Annotated in this window: 16 protein-coding genes; 15 read left to right on the top strand and 1 reads right to left on the bottom strand. The window is 71.1% G+C overall.

Annotation, left to right across the window (positions count from 1 at the left end):
* The first annotated feature begins 38 nt into the window (after positions 1 to 38).
* Genes HGBR_RS07860 through HGBR_RS07830 form a run of 7 tightly spaced genes read left to right on the top strand, consistent with a single transcriptional unit; the run spans position 39 to position 4,979 of the window.
* Positions 39 to 434 carry a hypothetical protein gene (locus HGBR_RS07860; protein WP_019158787.1) on the top strand — a complete coding sequence of 132 codons (396 nt, stop codon included), beginning with the start codon at positions 39 to 41 and terminating at the stop codon, positions 432 to 434.
* A 9-nt stretch (positions 435 to 443) separates the two neighbouring features.
* Entirely contained in the window at positions 444 to 1,583 is a 1,140-nt protein-coding gene (locus HGBR_RS07855) for a histidinol-phosphate transaminase (RefSeq protein ID WP_019158786.1), read from the top strand.
* Positions 1,580 to 2,182, top strand: coding sequence for an imidazoleglycerol-phosphate dehydratase HisB (gene hisB / locus HGBR_RS07850; RefSeq protein ID WP_019158785.1), 603 nt, complete (start codon positions 1,580 to 1,582; stop codon positions 2,180 to 2,182). The genes HGBR_RS07855 and hisB overlap by 4 nt, the downstream gene beginning before the upstream one ends.
* On the top strand, positions 2,179 to 2,781 hold the full coding sequence (locus HGBR_RS07845; RefSeq protein ID WP_019158784.1) for a hypothetical protein: 603 nt from the start codon (positions 2,179 to 2,181) through the stop codon (positions 2,779 to 2,781). Before hisB ends, HGBR_RS07845 begins: the two co-directional genes overlap by 4 nt.
* Positions 2,778 to 3,431, top strand: a complete 654-nt coding sequence (gene hisH / locus HGBR_RS07840; RefSeq protein WP_019158783.1) for an imidazole glycerol phosphate synthase subunit HisH — start codon at positions 2,778 to 2,780, stop codon at positions 3,429 to 3,431. Before HGBR_RS07845 ends, hisH begins: the two co-directional genes overlap by 4 nt.
* On the top strand, positions 3,428 to 4,171 hold the full coding sequence (priA, locus tag HGBR_RS07835; RefSeq protein ID WP_019158782.1) for a bifunctional 1-(5-phosphoribosyl)-5-((5-phosphoribosylamino)methylideneamino)imidazole-4-carboxamide isomerase/phosphoribosylanthranilate isomerase PriA: 744 nt from the start codon (positions 3,428 to 3,430) through the stop codon (positions 4,169 to 4,171). The genes hisH and priA overlap by 4 nt, the downstream gene beginning before the upstream one ends.
* Before the next feature lies 1 nt (position 4,172).
* A complete protein-coding gene (locus tag HGBR_RS07830; protein WP_019158781.1) occupies positions 4,173 to 4,979 on the top strand; it encodes an SseB family protein in 807 nt (268 codons plus the stop codon).
* 51 nt (positions 4,980 to 5,030) lie between these two features.
* Here HGBR_RS07830 and HGBR_RS07825 read toward each other — a convergent pair whose 3' ends face one another.
* Positions 5,031 to 5,444 carry a DUF1844 domain-containing protein gene (locus tag HGBR_RS07825; protein WP_019158780.1) on the bottom strand — a complete coding sequence of 138 codons (414 nt, stop codon included), beginning with the start codon at positions 5,442 to 5,444 and terminating at the stop codon, positions 5,031 to 5,033.
* Positions 5,445 to 5,643: 199 nt separating this feature from the next.
* Between HGBR_RS07825 and infC the strand changes: the two genes are divergently transcribed.
* From infC to HGBR_RS07785, 8 genes are all read left to right on the top strand, one after another.
* Complete coding sequence (gene infC, locus HGBR_RS07820) at positions 5,644 to 6,363, top strand: translation initiation factor IF-3 (RefSeq protein ID WP_390620764.1); 720 nt, start codon at positions 5,644 to 5,646, stop codon at positions 6,361 to 6,363.
* 40 nt (positions 6,364 to 6,403) lie between these two features.
* Positions 6,404 to 6,601 carry a 50S ribosomal protein L35 gene (gene rpmI / locus HGBR_RS07815; RefSeq protein WP_019158778.1) on the top strand — a complete coding sequence of 66 codons (198 nt, stop codon included), beginning with the start codon at positions 6,404 to 6,406 and terminating at the stop codon, positions 6,599 to 6,601.
* A gap of 109 nt (positions 6,602 to 6,710) precedes the next feature.
* Positions 6,711 to 7,100 (top strand): 50S ribosomal protein L20, encoded by a 390-nt coding sequence (gene rplT / locus HGBR_RS07810; RefSeq protein ID WP_019158777.1) that lies wholly within the window; start codon positions 6,711 to 6,713, stop codon positions 7,098 to 7,100.
* A 102-nt stretch (positions 7,101 to 7,202) separates the two neighbouring features.
* Positions 7,203 to 8,108, top strand: coding sequence for a TrmH family RNA methyltransferase (locus HGBR_RS07805; protein ID WP_019158776.1), 906 nt, complete (start codon positions 7,203 to 7,205; stop codon positions 8,106 to 8,108).
* A gap of 122 nt (positions 8,109 to 8,230) precedes the next feature.
* Positions 8,231 to 9,295 (top strand): phenylalanine--tRNA ligase subunit alpha, encoded by a 1,065-nt coding sequence (gene pheS / locus HGBR_RS07800; RefSeq protein WP_019158775.1) that lies wholly within the window; start codon positions 8,231 to 8,233, stop codon positions 9,293 to 9,295.
* The gene (gene pheT, locus HGBR_RS07795) at positions 9,295 to 11,829 is read left to right on the top strand and encodes a phenylalanine--tRNA ligase subunit beta (RefSeq protein ID WP_019158774.1); all 2,535 of its coding nucleotides are present in this window, start codon (positions 9,295 to 9,297) and stop codon (positions 11,827 to 11,829) included. The genes pheS and pheT overlap by 1 nt, the downstream gene beginning before the upstream one ends.
* Positions 11,826 to 12,689 carry an SDR family oxidoreductase gene (locus tag HGBR_RS07790; protein WP_019158773.1) on the top strand — a complete coding sequence of 288 codons (864 nt, stop codon included), beginning with the start codon at positions 11,826 to 11,828 and terminating at the stop codon, positions 12,687 to 12,689. Before pheT ends, HGBR_RS07790 begins: the two co-directional genes overlap by 4 nt.
* A gap of 45 nt (positions 12,690 to 12,734) precedes the next feature.
* Positions 12,735 to 14,771, top strand: a complete 2,037-nt coding sequence (locus HGBR_RS07785; protein ID WP_019158772.1) for an ABC1 kinase family protein — start codon at positions 12,735 to 12,737, stop codon at positions 14,769 to 14,771.
* The last annotated feature ends 75 nt before the right edge of the window (positions 14,772 to 14,846 follow it).

Here is a 14,846-nt window from a genome sequence, read left to right as displayed (position 1 = left end):
GGCACGGATCGTCCCGGCATCACGCAGGAGGTGGCGACATGAGTGCTGCAGTGCTCACCCGGCAGGCCCAGGTGCGACCCGTGGCGGCCGTGTGCGGGGTCGCGGGCGACGCGGGACGGGCGTCCGCGCACCGGATCGGTGCGACCCGGCGTGCCCGGCTGCTCCGCACCGCCTGCTTCGCGGCCGTACTGCTGGCGGTCCTCCTGGGCGCGCTGGCTGCGGTGTGGTCGCCCACGGCGGCGGCGGAGGAGGCCGGGCCGGCCGTGGACACCGTCAGCGTCGTGGTGGAGGAGGGCGAGAGCCTGTGGTCGGTCGTCGTCGACCGGTCCTACGACCGGGATCCGCGGGTCGTCCTGGACGAGGTGCAGACCCTCAACGGGATGAGCACCGGTGTGGTCCACCCCGGTCAGGTCCTCGAACTGCCCGCGCGCTAAACTCCATGCGTGACTTCACTCGGCTCCCTTCCGCTGCGGGACGACCTGCGCGGCCGCTCGCCGTACGGCGCTCCCGTCATCGACGTGCCCGTCCGGCTCAATGTCAATGAGAACGCGTTCGCGGTCCCCGCGGACGTCACAGCGGCACTCCAGACCCGCATCGCGGACGTCGCCGCGTCGCTCAACCGCTATCCGGACCGGGAGTTCACCGGTCTGCGCACACAGCTCGCCGGGTATCTGACGGACGTCCTGTCGCGCGAGGGTGCTGCGGACGTCGCGATCGACCCCAGCATGATCTGGGCCGCGAACGGCTCCAACGAGGTGCTGTTCCACATCCTCCAGGCCTTCGGCGGACCGGGGCGGACCGTCCTTGGCTTCACCCCCAGCTACTCGATGCACCCCCTCATCACCCAGTCGACCGGCGCCCGCTGGGCCGAGGTCCCGCGCGGTGAGGACTACGCGATCACCGCGGACGCGGCGCGGACGGCCATCCGGCAGCACGACCCGGACGTCGTCTTCCTCTGCACCCCCAACAACCCCACCGGCAACCGCACGCCGCTCGACGTCATCGAGGCGGTCTGCGACGCGGCCGGCGGCATCGTCATCGTCGACGAGGCGTACGCGGAGTTCGCTGGGCCGGATTTCCGCACGGCGCTGTCGCTGCTGCCCGGACGCCCGCGCCTCGTCGTCTCGCGGACGATGAGCAAGGCGTTCGCGTTCGCCGGCGCGCGTGTGGGATACGCTGCGGCGGATCCGGCACTCATCGACGGGCTGCGGCTCGTGCGGATGCCCTACCACCTCTCGTCCCTCACCCAGGCGGCCGCCGAGGCCGCACTCCAGCACCCGGGGTCGCTGCTGGCGGGCGTGCGCGAACTGGCGCAGCAGCGCGACGCGATCGTCGACCGCCTGCGCGCCCTGGGCTTCGACGTCGTCGAGTCGGACGCGAACTTCGTCCTGTTCTCCGGCGTCGCGGATCCCGCCCTCCTGTGGCAGCGGCTGGTGGACCGCGGAGTGCTGATCCGCGACGTGGGCATCCCGGGATCCCTCCGGGTCAACGCCGGGACGCCGGAGGAGACGACGGCGTTCCTCACCGCTGTGGAGGACATCCTGTCCGCCCACCCCGACACCCTTGGAAGGAGCTCCCAGTGACCCAGCGCACCGCGCGAGCACAGAGGACCACCAGCGAATCGGACGTGCGGGTGTCGGTCGACCTCGACGGCACCGGTGTCTCGACGATCGACACGGGCGTGCCGTTCTTCGACCACATGCTCACCGCGCTGTCGAAGCACTCGCTCATCGACATGGACATCCAGGCCACGGGCGATGTCCACATCGACGTGCACCACACGGTGGAGGACACTGCGATCACCCTGGGACGCGCCCTGGGCGAGGCGTTGGGGGACAAGGCGGGCATCCGCCGCTACGGCGATGCGACCGTCCCCCTCGACGAGGCACTCGCACAGGCCGTCGTGGACGTGTCCGGGCGCCCGTACTTCGTCCACGAGGGCGAGTCGGAGGCGCAGCGCTACCACCTGGTGGGCGGCCACTTCACGGGTTCGATGACCGGGCACGCGCTCGAGTCCCTCGCCTTCCACGCGGGTCTCACGATGCACGTCCGACTGCTGGCCGGCCGCGATCCCCACCACATCGTGGAGGCGCAGTTCAAGGCCGTGGCCCGCGCTCTGCGCACGGCGGTGGAGCCGGACCCGCGGTCGACCGGCGTGCCGTCGACGAAGGGGGCCCTGTGAGCCGTACGGTCATCGTCACCCCGTTCGGGCGACCCGACCAGCTGGCGGCGGCGTGCGTCCTGTCGGACATCCAGGGGGACGTCGTCCCCCTGGGTGACTTCTCCGCGATCGTCCAGCAGGGGACGGACATCGCCGCGGGCAACCGCGCGGCCGCCGCGATCTCGCGGCTGACGGGCAAGCACGAGGTGCTGCTCATGGTCCGCAGCGAGGAGCAGATCGACGCGGCGCACTACCGCAGGGGCGAGCGGGAGGCGGATGTGCCCGCCGGCCTCGCTCTGTCGAACCTGCCGGACGACCTCGAGCGGCTCCTCCTCGAGACCGCTCAGCCCCGGGACATCGAGGGGTGGATCGACACCTCCACGATGTCGAAGCTGGACGCGTCGCGAGCGACGATGACGCCTCAGCGCGCCGCCCTGGCTCGCGCCGCGCTGCTGTGGATCGTCGTCGCGCTCCTCGCCCTGGTCGTCGTCGTCTTCGGAGCCGTGCAGGGCGCCGGCGGGTCCGTCGTGGGCTGGATCGTCGCAGTCTTCGGCGCCGCCGTCCTCGTCGCGTCCCTCGTGCGCGTCCGCGGTCTGCTGGGCGCCGGGAGGTCGACATGACCGCCGCGCGTGTGGCCGTCCTCGACTACGGCTCCGGCAACGTGCACTCCGCCGTGCGCGCGCTGGAGCGCACCGGGGCCTCGGTCGTCCTCACCGCGGACACGACTCTCATCGAGGAGGCCGACGGCCTCGTGGTCCCCGGTGTCGGAGCCTTCGCGTCCGTCATGGACGCCCTCGCATCGGCCGGTGGTGTCGACCTGCTGCGCGACCGCCACTCCCGGGGCCGACCCACGCTGGGCATCTGCGTGGGGATGCAGGTCCTGTTCTCCGCCGGTACGGAGCACGGCACGCGGACGGAGGGCGTCGCGCTGTGGCCGGGCGAGATCGCGCGACTGGACTCGCCCCTCGTCCCGCACATGGGATGGTCGCGGGTGCACGCCCCCGCCGGCTCCCGTCTGTTCGCGGGTCTGCAGGATGAGTACTTCTACTTCGTCCACTCCTACGCAGCACCGACGGGTCCGCCCGAGGCCCTCACCGCGACCGCGGACCACGGAGGCGCCTTCGCGGCGGCCGTCGAGGACGGCGCCACGGTCGCCACCCAGTTCCACCCGGAGAAGTCCGGGGACACCGGCGCAGCCCTCCTGGCCAACTGGGTCCGCACACTGACCGAACGACCACACGACCACCCGACCTCGGAGGAACAGCAATGACCCCGCTCGTGGAGACCCCCGCCCTCACCCTGCTGCCCGCAGTCGACGTCGCGGACGGCCAGGCCGTCCGCCTCGTGCAGGGCGAGGCCGGCACGGAGACGGTCTACGGCTCGCCGCTCGAAGCCGCCGGCTCGTTCGAGCAGGAGGGTGCAGAGTGGATCCACCTCGTCGATCTGGACGCCGCCTTCGGACGCGGCACCAACTACGATCTCCTGCGCAAGGTGACGAAGTCCCTGTCGATCAAGGTGGAACTGTCCGGCGGCATCCGGGACACGGAGTCCCTGGAGCGTGCGCTCGACACCGGTGCGGAGCGCGTCAACATCGGCACCGCCGCGCTCGAGGACCCCGAGTGGACGGCGGAGGTCATCGCACACTACGGCGACAAGATCGCGATCGGCCTGGATGTGCGCGGACGCACGCTCGCCGCACGCGGGTGGACGCGCGACGGCGGCGACCTCTACGAGGTGTTCGATCAGCTCGAGGCCGCCGGCTGCACGCGCTACGTCGTGACGGACGTGACGAAGGACGGCACGCTCAAGGGACCCAACACGGAGCTGCTCGCGGACCTGGCCGCCCGCACGGACCGACCGATCGTGGCTTCCGGCGGCATCTCGACCCTCGACGACATCGCCGCGCTGCGCGAACTGGTGCCCGCGGGCGTCGACTCGGCGATCGTCGGCAAGGCTCTCTACGCGGGACGCTTCACGCTCGCCGAGGCGCTCGACGTCGCCGGACGCTGAGATGACGGACCCCACCGGAGGCTCGCCGCAGATCCCCGCGCACCTGCAGGGGGCCATGGGCGGGCCCGCGGACTCCGCGGGCGTCCCGTGGGGAGGGCGTGAGCTCCATTCCAATCCTTTCGCGGGGGACACGGGCGAGGCGGACCCCGGGCTGCTGGAGGCTCTGCGTGCGGTCGCGGCCCAGCCGCTGGAGCCGCAGCGGCATCAGCGCGTGCTGAGTGCGCTGGCGGGAGCACGGCTGTACGCACCCATCCTGCCCACGGTGCTGGAGCAGACGGTCGACGACCGCGGTCTCATGCACGACAACTCCTCGGAGATGGCGATGGTGCGCCTCACCTCCGGGGACGGCCGGGAGGCGACACCCGCGTTCACGGACATCCCCGCACTCACCGCATGGCACCCGGACGCCCGGCCGGTCCCCATCGAGGCGGAGCGGCTGGGCGCCGCCGCTGTCGAGGAGGGGGCCCAGCTGGTCGTCCTCGACCCCGGCACCCCGCACACGTTCCTGCTGCGCCGGCCGGCGCTGTGGTCGTTCCTGCAGGGGCTGCCGTGGGTCCCGGCGTGGGCGGACGCGGCCGTGGCGTCCGCACTCAGGACCGCGACGGGGGAGTTCGGTTGGATCACCGGTGTGGGGCTGGGGCCGGCGTCCCGTGCCGTGCACGCCGGGGGGACGGAGGTCCGGATCGAGGTCCGGGCGGCCGGTGCTCCCACCACTCAGCAGAGCGCGCAGCTGCAGGAGGCCCTGGCCGCCAGTGAGCCCCTGGTCGAGCGGATCGACTCGCTGGCTCTCACCTTCACGCAGGTCTGACGGACCGCGGCTCGGGCCTCGGACTCGTCGTCCGGGCCCGAGGCTCGCTGCTCAGCGGACCGGGCCGGTGTACTTCTCCCCGGGCCCCTTGCCGGGCTCGTCGGGGATCGCAGACGCCTCGCGGAACGCGAGCTGGAGAGACCGCAGCCCGTCGCGCAGCGGGCGGGCGTGCTGGTCGCCCACCTCCGGTGCGCCGGCAGTGATGAGACCCGCCAGCGCCGTGATCAACTTCCGCGCCTCGTCCAGATCGATGAGATCCTCCGCCCGCTCCGAGTCCGTGTCCTCGCTGAGACCCAGCTTGACCGCGGCGGCGCTCATGAGGTGGATCGCGGCGGTCGAGATGACCTCGACGGCCGGCACCTCGGAGATGTCGCGGACCGCTTGCGCAGTCGTGTCGTCTTGACCGGCGGGCGAGGCGGACGCCGCGGCGTCGGGATCGAAGCTGAAGGAATGCGTCTGGGTCATGCCCTCCAGTCTCCCACACCGCTGATGTGCACTTCTGGGGGAACTCGCGTATGATCGGATGCGTGCGAAGAGGGGCTTCGAGCTCCCACCTGGATCGCTCACGGCGATCGGGTACCTTTCGATGCGGTCTCACCCGCCGCATCGAGCAGTGACGGTCGACCCCCGGTCGGTCGTCCGCTGCGGAGCATCCAAGGCCCCTCTGCATCGGCAGTCGGGGCCTTCTTCCGTTCTCGACCGCCGCAGATCATCTTCAGTCGAGAAGGAGCAGCACATCAGCGAGCCACGTATCAACGACAAGATCCGGGTCCCGGAAGTCCGCCTCGTCGGACCCAACGGGGAGCAGGTGGGCATCGTCGCAATGCGCAAGGCCCTTGACCTCGCCCGTGAAGCGGACCTCGATCTCGTCGAGGTGGCACCGCAGGCCAAGCCCCCCGTCGCCAAGCTCATGGACTTCGGCAAGTTCAAGTACGAGTCTGCGCAGAAGGCGCGCGAAGCCCGCAAGAACCAGGCCAACACGGCTCTCAAGGAGATCCGTTTCCGGCTCAAGATCGATGAGCACGACTACGAGACCAAGAAGGGCCACGTCACGCGGTTCCTCACGGGCGGTGACAAGGTCAAGGTCATGATCATGTTCCGCGGTCGCGAGCAGTCGCGACCGGAGATGGGCGTGCGCCTCCTCAACCGACTCGCGGAGGACGTGTCCGAACTGGGCACGGTCGAGTCGTCCCCCCGGGTCGATGGCCGCAATATGGTCATGGTCATCGCACCCACGAAGTCCAAGGCCGATGCGAAGGCGGAGTCGCGCGAAGCGTCCGCCGGATCGAAGGGCACGCGTGCGGAGGTCAAGTCCCGCCGCGACCGCGAAGCACAGGCGAAGGCGCAGGTCCGCGAGGAGCAGCGCTCCGAGCAGGATTCCTGATCCGCCCCGTCTGACGACACGATGTAAGGAGAACGGCACCATGCCGAAGCAGAAGACCCACAGCGGCGCCAAGAAGCGTCTGCGCCTCACCGGCAGCGGCAAGGTCATGCGCGAGGGCGTCAACAAGCGCCACCTCGCCGAGCACAAGTCCTCGCGCCGCAAGCGCCGGATCTCGATGGACCAGGTGCTGACGGGGGGCGACCGGGCCAAGGGCCTCAAGCTCCTCGGCAAGCGCTGATCCGCCGGACAGCAGACATTCGAGGCCGCATCACCGGGCAGCCCCACGGGCACCGTGATGCCGCCGCACCAGGGCCGCGCCACCGCGGCTGAATCCACAAGGAGTACACGTGGCACGTGTGAAGAGGGCGGTCAACGCCAAGAAGAAGCGCCGGGTCGTCCTGGACCGGGCGAGCGGCTACCGCGGACAGCGTTCGCGCCTGTACCGCAAGGCCAAGGAACAGGTCATCCACTCGCTGGTCTACAGCTACCGCGACCGTCGTGCGCGGAAGGGCGACTTCCGTCGTCTCTGGATCCAGCGCATCAATGCCGGCGCGCGCGCCAACGGCATGACGTACAACCGCTTCATCCAGGGTCTCAAGGCCGCCGGCGTCGAGGTCGATCGCCGCATGCTGGCCGAGCTGGCCGTCAACGACCAGGCGACGTTCGCGACGCTCGTCAAGGTCGCCAAGGACGCGCTCCCCTCGGATGTGAACGCACCCAAGACCTCCGCAGCCTGACCTGCGCGTCTCCCGCACCCGGGAGGCACCTTCGGCGGGGCCGCACGATCCACGGATCGTGCGGCCCCGCCGTTCGTCTGTCCGCCTGGGTAGGCTGAGCTCATGGACCTCCACCCCGGCCTCACCGGCCCCGTCGTCACGCGCACCGATACGCCCCGCATCAGGGAGGCGGCGAAGCTCTCGCGGCGCGCCTGGCGGACGAAGGCCCGCCGCTTCCTCGTCGAGGGCCCCCAGGCGGTCCGCGAGGCGCTCGTGCGCCACGGCGAGCTGGCTCCGGCCCCGGCGACCCTGCCGAGCAAGGGTGAGGACGCGACGATCCTCCGGTCCGACGGTGCACTCCTGGACGTCTGGGCCACCGCCGAGGCCGCGGACAGGAACCCGGATCTCCTCGAGCTGGCGACGGCGGCACGCATCCGCATCCGGCAGGCCGTGCCCGAGGTCCTCGCGCACCTCACCGACACCGTCGCCTCCCAGGGCATCGTCGCCGTCGTCGAACACCTCGACGTGCCGCTCACGGACGTCGTGCACACGGAGACGACGCTGCTCGTCGTCCTCTCCCAGGTGCGGGATCCCGGCAATGCGGGCACCGCCCTGCGGGTCGCGGACGCCGCGGGCGCCGATGCCGTCGTGGTCACCTCCTCGAGTGTGGACGTCTACAACCCGAAGACCGTGCGGTCGACGGCCGGTTCGCTCTTCCACATCCCCGTCGTCACCGGGGTGGGACTGTCCGAGGTCACCGAGCTCGCGCGGGCCCGCGGACTCCAGGTCCTCGCTGCGGACGCGCACCCGCCCGCACACGATCTCCATGCGCCGTGGGAGACCGGACTCGACCTGGCAGCGCGCACCGCCTGGGTCTTCGGCAACGAAGCGTGGGGCCTCCCGGAGTCCGACCGCGCGCTGTGCGACGGCGCGGTCGCGATCCCGCTCTACGGTCGTGCGGAGAGCCTCAATCTCGCCACCGCGGCGAGCATCTGCATCTACGAGTCCGCCCGCGTCCAGCAGGCGTGACCGCGACGGGAGCCCGTCCGCCGCGGCGCTAGACTGGACCGCGGCGCCCAGGCGCACGGCGGAGGGCCCCCACGGGAGCCCGCCCGCACCGACCACCCGGCCCCCATCACGAGAGAAGGACGATGTCCGAGTCCAGTGCCGTCGATCCGACACCGATCGATCCCCGCGACGAGGCGGCGGTGACCGCAGCCGTCGAGACCGCCTTGCGCGACATCAGCGCCGCGCGAGACCTCGAGGCGCTCAAGGCGGCGAAGATCGCGCACACGGGTGACAAGTCCCCACTGGCGCTCGCGAATCGCGGGATCGGCGCTCTCGACAAGACGGAGAAGGCGGCGGCCGGCAAACTCGTGGGCCAGTCGCGCGGACAGGTGTCCCGCGCGCTCGCGACGCGCCAGGAGGAGCTCGAGGCTCAGCGCGACGCGCAGGTGCTCGTCGAGGAGTCCATCGACGTGACCCTGCCCGCGCAGCGCGCACCGCAGGGCGCGCGCCACCCCCTGCAGCTGCTCCAGGAGCAGATCGCGGACCACTTCGTGGGCCACGGCTGGGAGGTCGCGGAGGGTCCGGAGATCGAGTCCGAGTGGTTCAACTTCGACGCCCTGAACTTCGGACCCGACCACCCCGCGCGCCAGATGCAGGACACGTTCTTCGTCGACCCGCCGGAGGCCGGCCTCGTGCTGCGCACGCACACGTCGCCCGTGCAGTCCCGCAGCCTCCTGGAGAGAGGCGTCCCGCTCTACGTCGTGTGCCCGGGCAAGGTATTCCGCACCGACGAGCTCGATGCGACCCACACCCCGGTCTTCCACCAGGTCGAGGGCATCGCGATCGACCGAGGACTCACGATGGCGCATCTCAAGGGCACGCTCGACGCGTTCGCACGCGCGATGTTCGGCTCGGACTCGCGGACCCGCCTGCGCCCGTCCTTCTTCCCCTTCACGGAGCCCAGCGCAGAGATGGACTTCTGGTTCCCGGAGAAGGTGGGGGGCCCCGGCTGGATCGAGTGGGGCGGCTGCGGCATGGTCCACCCCAACGTGCTGCGGTCCGCGGGCATCGACCCGGACGAGTACCAGGGATTCGCATTCGGAATGGGCATCGAGCGGACGCTCATGCTCAGGGAGGGCATCAACGACATGCACGACATGGTGGAGGGCGACCTCCGCTTCTCCGCACGATTCGGGGTGAACGCCTGATGCGCGTCCCCCTCGAATGGCTGTCCGACCTCGTCGACCTCTCAGCGGTCGACGACGCACACGTCCTCGCCGCGGAGCTCGCGGGCATCGGCCTCGAGGAGGAGGAGTTCTTCGGTCCCCAGACGACCGGTCCCCTCGTCGTCGGCCGGGTCCTCACCGCGGAGCCCGAGGAGCACTCGAACGGCAAGACCGTCAACTGGTGCAGCGTCGACGTGGGCGAGGAGCAGCCGCGCGGCATCGTCTGCGGCGCCCATAACTTCGGACCCGGCGACCTCGTCGTCGCGGCGCTGCCGGGAGCCGTCCTGCCGGGCGACTTCGCGATCGCGGCGCGCAGGACCTACGGCCACGTGTCCGATGGCATGATCTGCTCGCAGCGCGAGCTGGGCCTGGGCGACGACCACGACGGCATCATCGTGCTCTCCGCCCTGGGACTGACCGGCGAACCCGGTGACGACGCGATCGAGCTCCTGGGCCTCGACCGGGTGACCCTCGACGTCAACGTCACCCCGGACCGCGGCTATCAGCTGAGCATGCGCGGCATCGCCCGCGAGTTCGCGATGCTCAAGGGCCAGGACTTCACCGACCCCGCGCAGATCGATGTCGACGCGCCCACGGCGGACGGGTTCCCCGTCGATCTGGACGACGCGGCGCCGATCCACGGTGAGCCCGGCTGCTCGCGGTTCACGGCGCTCACCGTCACGGGCATCGACCCCTCTGTGCGCACGCCGTTCTGGATGGCGCGCCGCCTCCTCGAGGCGGGCATGCGCCCCATCAGCCTGACCGTCGACGTCACGAACTACGTGATGCTCGAACTGGGACAGCCGCTGCACGCGTACGACGCGCAGAAGCTCGCGGGCCCCATCACGGTGCGCCGGGCACGCGCCCGCGAGACCCTCGTGACGCTCGACGACGTCACGCGCACCCTCCATCCGGAGGACCTCCTCATCACGGACGCGGGCGACGGCGCTGCAGCCTCCCGCATCATCGGCCTCGCCGGCGTCATGGGATCTGCAGCCCTCGAGGTGACGGAGTCCACGCGCGACGTCGTGCTCGAGGCCGCGCACTTCGACCCCATCTCGATCGCTCGCACCGCACGGCGCCACAAGCTGCCCAGCGAGGCGGCGCGCCGCTTCGAGCGCGGAGTCGACCCCGCACTGGGTCCGGCCGCAGCGCGCCGTGCCGCGAACCTCCTCGTCGAGCTCGCCGGCGGCACGCTCAGCCCGGACGCGACGGTTGAGGGCGAAGCGCCCGCTCCCCGCATCGTCGAGATGTCCGCGGGGCTTCCGTCCGCACGCGTGGGCGTCGACTACTCCGTCGACCGCGTCGTCGAGCTGCTCGCCGCTGTGGGCGCCTCGACCGAGGTCGTCGAGACGGATGCGCAGGACGGTCCCGTCCTGCGGGTGACCGTCCCGACGTGGCGCTCCGACCTCACCTCGGACGTCGATCTCGTCGAGGAGGTCGTCCGCGCCGGCGGCTACGAGGAGATCCCCTCGGTGCAGCCGCAGGCGCCCGGCGGCGCCGGTCTCACACCCGCGCAGCGCACGCGCCGTCGCGTCTCGAACCTGCTCGCGAACCGCGGCCTCAGCGAAGTGCTCACCTACCCGTTCACCTCCCTCGACCGTGCGGACGCGCTCCTCATCCCCGCGGACGATCCGCGCCGCAGGCTCGTCCGGCTCGCGAACCCGCTGGGCGAGGACCGTCCCTACATGCGGTCACATCTGCTGGGCACGCTGCTCGACGCCGTCGTGCGCAACAGCGGACGCGGTTTCAAGGACGTCGCCGTCTTCGAGGCGGGCCTCGTGACGGTCGGCGGCCTTCCGCAGCCCGAAGAGGCCGCGCACTTCGCACCGGGTCATCACCCGGAGGCCGCGGAGCTCGAGGCCATCCGGTCCTCGGTCCCCGCCCAGCCGTTCCACGTCGCCGGCGTCCTCGCCGGGCACGCCGAGCTGTCCGGACCCGCCTCCGCGGGCCGCCGCGCGGACGCGCAGGACGCCATCGACCTCGTCCACCGCATCGCGACGGCCAACGGGCAGACGGTGCGCGCCGAGGCCGCGGCGTTCGCACCCTGGCACCCGGGCCGTTGCGCCCGCTTCGTCCTGGCCGACGGCTCCGAGCTGGGGCACGCGGGCGAACTGCATCCGAAGGTGTGCGAGAACCTCGGCCTGCCCGCGCGGACCGTCGCCTTCGAGATCGACCTCGACGCGCTGATCGCCCAGGAGGACCGCCGGACCTGGTCCGGTGCGCTGTCCACCTACCCGGTGTCGCGTCAGGACGTCGCACTCGTCGTCGACGCGGAGCTGCCCGCGAGCACGCTCATGGCCACGCTGCGCGAGGCGGCAGGCTCCGAGCTGGAGCTCCTCGAGGTGTTCGACGTGTACACGGGCGACCAGGTCCCGGAGGGCCGGAAGTCGGTGGCACTGCGAATGACCTTCCGCGCAGCCGACCGCACCCTCACCGCGGACGAGGCCTCCGCCCTGCGCGAGGCGGCGACGCAGGCCGCAGCGTCCGCCCACGGCGCGGAGGTCCGCTCATGAGCGACACCGTCGCATCGACCGTTCCTCCGGTCGACCCCGCGTCCGGCCTGGCGATCGTCACGGGCGGGACGCGAGGCATCGGCCGCGCCCTCACCCGAGGCCTCGCCGCCGCCGGGCATCCGGTGCTCCTCACCGGCCGCAGCGCGCAGAGCGCGCGGGCCGCGGCGCTCGAAATCGCCGCGGAGGCCGGCGCGGGACGCATCGAGGGCGTCGCCCTCGACGTGACGGACTCCGCCTCCGTCGAGGCCTTCGCCCGGTCCGTCGAGGCGCTCGCGCAGCAGTGGGGGACGCCCCTGCGGACGCTCGTGAACAACGCGGGTCTCGTCGAGGCGACGGAGGGTCCGCTCTGGGAGGCGGACGCGGAGGACCTCGCCGCCGTCGTCGACACGAACCTCACCGGTCCGATCCGCGTGATCCGCGCCCTGCTGCCGCAGCTGCTGGCCGCGGCGGAGTCGACGGGTGCACCCGTGCGGATCATCGACCTGAACTCCGGCTCCGGAGCGCAGGGCACTCCCGCGCACCCGGCGTACTCCGCCGCGAAGACCGGACTGTTCCGGATCGCCGAGTCGCTCGTTCACTACGGGCACGACCGCGGTCTGCGCGTCTTCGAGATGTCGCCCGGCGTCGTCGAATCTGACATGACCCGTTCGATGCCGATGCACGACCACCGGACCGGTGCGGACTGGACGGACCTGCAGGAGGTCGCGGACCTCGCGGTCGCGCTGGCCTCGGGAGAGCTGGACGCGTGGACCGGTCGCTATGTCCGTGCGGGCGTCGACACGCCGGCATCCCTCGAGCAGCGGACGCAGTCCCTCGTCACGGGAGATGGCTTCCGCACACTCGACATGCGCATGCGCTAGTCTTGCCGCGCCCCCGCGCTTACCCCTGCCGAGGAGAGGAGACCCGTGGACATCTTCTGGACGATCGTGCTGGGCCTCGCCAATGCACTCATCGTCGGGGTCTTCGTCCGTCGCCTCATCTCCGTGGGCACGGGCGCGCTGCGCAACACCGTCGTCTCCGTCGTCATGGGCCTCTCGATCTGGCCCGTGACCCTCCAGGCATTCGACATGCTGCAGATAGTCCAGCGGGGGACGGTCCCGTTCCTGGGGATGAGCTTCCCGGCCGTCATGGTCTTCCTGCTCATCTTCAGCTGGTTCATCGCCATCCAGCTGTACGTCATGCTCGCGATCGAGCTCGTCCTGCCCTCCGGGTCGTTCTCGCAGGCTGCGCGGACGGCCGCGCGGTTGCCCACCTGGTACCGCCGCGTCCGCCGGATAGGCGAGATCCAGAACCTCCTCATCCGCTTCGGCCTGCGCCAGTATCTGCGACCGCGGATCCCCACGACCCTGCGCGTGTCGATGCGCGAGGTCGCACACGCCGCTGCACAGGCGCTCGCGGCCGCGGGCGTCACCTTCGTGAAGCTGGGGCAGTTCGTCGCGACCCGGGCGGACATGATCCCGGCGGAGTTCGTCGAGGAGTTCTCCGCCCTCCAGTCGGACGTCCCGCCCGTGCCGCTGTCCGTCGTGCGGCCGGAGCTCGAGCGCGCGTGGGGACGCACGATCGAAGACGTGTGCCGCGAGTTCGACGAGAAGCCGCTCGCCGCAGCCTCCGTCGCGCAGGTCCACCGGGCGGTCCTCCACAGCGGCAAGGAGGTCGTCGTCAAGGTCCAGCGCCCCAACCTGCGCAGGCAGGTGCGTGCGGACTCGGACATCATCATGGTGCTCGCCGAGCGGTTCGAGCGGACCGCGTCGTGGGCCCGCGGCATCGGCCTCACGACCATCGTCCGCGGCTTCCTCGACTCGCTCGCGGAGGAGCTCGACTACCGCGGCGAGATCCGGCAGACGCGTGCGATGCGCGAGGACCTCGAGTCGCGGCCGACCGCACTCGTGCGCATCCCCGTCGTCCACGAGGAGCTGTCCGGGCGGCAGGTCATCGTCATGGAGCGGATGCCCGGCCGCCCGCTGGCGCGCGGCGAGGAGGTCCTGGGAGGCCTCTCGACGATCGCGCGCCGGGAGATGGCGGAACAGCTGTTCCTCGTCGTCGCCCGGCAGATGCTGGAGTCCGGCGTCTTCCACTCCGATCTGCATGCCGGCAACATCATGATCTCCGACTCCGCGCGGATCGGCCTCATCGACTTCGGCGCCGTGGGCCGCCTCGACTCGCGCGACCGGCACGACGTCCTCCAACTGCTCCTCGCCTTCGAGCAGCAGAACTCGCTGGCGGCGACGAACGCGGTCATCGACCTCTTCGGAGTCCAGTCCGGGATGGACCTGCGCAACGTGCAGCGCGAGATCGGACAGATCATGCTCAAGTACGACGGCGGGGTCGCCTCGGCGACGGCCGGCACGGACGGGGGAGCGGCCTCGGGCTTCTTCCGCGAGCTGCTCTCCTTCATCCTCGACCACGGGTTCACGATGCCGTCGGCGGTCGCCCAGGCGTTCCGCGCGATCACGACCCTCGAGGACAGCCTGCGGCGGCTCGACCCCACGGCTGACCTCCTGGGACTCGTGCGCTCCCACGGCCGGATGCTGCTCGCGGAGTCGCGGAACATGCGGGACTCGCTGCGCAGCGCGATGCTGTACGCGAACTCGACCGGCCCCGTCATCGCGAACTTCCCCGTCGAGCTCTCGCGCGTCGTCAAGCACCTGCAGGACGGGACGCTGGACATCGGCACGAGCGGACTCAACATCGACCTCATCCGCACACTCGTGCGCACGGTCGTCGACCAGCTCGTCCAGGTCGTCCTCGCGACGGCTCTCGTCCTCGCCGGTGTCATCATGATGGCCTTCGACTTCGGTCCGCCGCTGGCGGAGGGTCTCACGATCTTCACGTACTTCGGGGCCTGGGTCTTACTGGGGGGGATGGTCCTCGCCGCGATCGTCCTCGCACCCGCGCTGCGGGACCGCCGGGCCGACGCACTCGCACCGCCCGATCAGCGCTGACGGACTCGCACGCAGATGCACGAGGGGTCCTGCTCCACCTCATGGTGGATCAGGACCCCTCGTGCGTGGGGAGAG

Origin of the sequence: Brevibacterium senegalense, assembly GCF_000285835.1 — a bacterium.
GTDB lineage: Bacteria > Actinomycetota > Actinomycetes > Actinomycetales > Brevibacteriaceae > Brevibacterium > Brevibacterium senegalense.
The sequence above is the reverse complement of the archived record's forward strand: the minus strand, read 5'-3'. Positions and strand labels throughout refer to the sequence as shown.

What these genes read in the sequence shown, in the direction of transcription:
- HGBR_RS07860 (WP_019158787.1), top strand. Translation starts at nt 39, where the DNA reads ATGAGTGCTGCAGTGCTCACCCGGCAGGCCCAGGTGCGACCCGTGGCG.
- HGBR_RS07830 (WP_019158781.1), top strand. Translation starts at nt 4,173, where the DNA reads ATGACGGACCCCACCGGAGGCTCGCCGCAGATCCCCGCGCACCTGCAG.
- HGBR_RS07825 (WP_019158780.1), bottom strand. Translation starts at nt 5,444, where the DNA reads ATGACCCAGACGCATTCCTTCAGCTTCGATCCCGACGCCGCGGCGTCC.
- pheT (WP_019158774.1), top strand. Translation starts at nt 9,295, where the DNA reads ATGCGCGTCCCCCTCGAATGGCTGTCCGACCTCGTCGACCTCTCAGCG.
- hisH (WP_019158783.1), top strand. Translation starts at nt 2,778, where the DNA reads ATGACCGCCGCGCGTGTGGCCGTCCTCGACTACGGCTCCGGCAACGTG.
- HGBR_RS07805 (WP_019158776.1), top strand. Translation starts at nt 7,203, where the DNA reads ATGGACCTCCACCCCGGCCTCACCGGCCCCGTCGTCACGCGCACCGAT.
- rpmI (WP_019158778.1), top strand. Translation starts at nt 6,404, where the DNA reads ATGCCGAAGCAGAAGACCCACAGCGGCGCCAAGAAGCGTCTGCGCCTC.
- priA (WP_019158782.1), top strand. Translation starts at nt 3,428, where the DNA reads ATGACCCCGCTCGTGGAGACCCCCGCCCTCACCCTGCTGCCCGCAGTC.
- HGBR_RS07790 (WP_019158773.1), top strand. Translation starts at nt 11,826, where the DNA reads ATGAGCGACACCGTCGCATCGACCGTTCCTCCGGTCGACCCCGCGTCC.
- pheS (WP_019158775.1), top strand. Translation starts at nt 8,231, where the DNA reads ATGTCCGAGTCCAGTGCCGTCGATCCGACACCGATCGATCCCCGCGAC.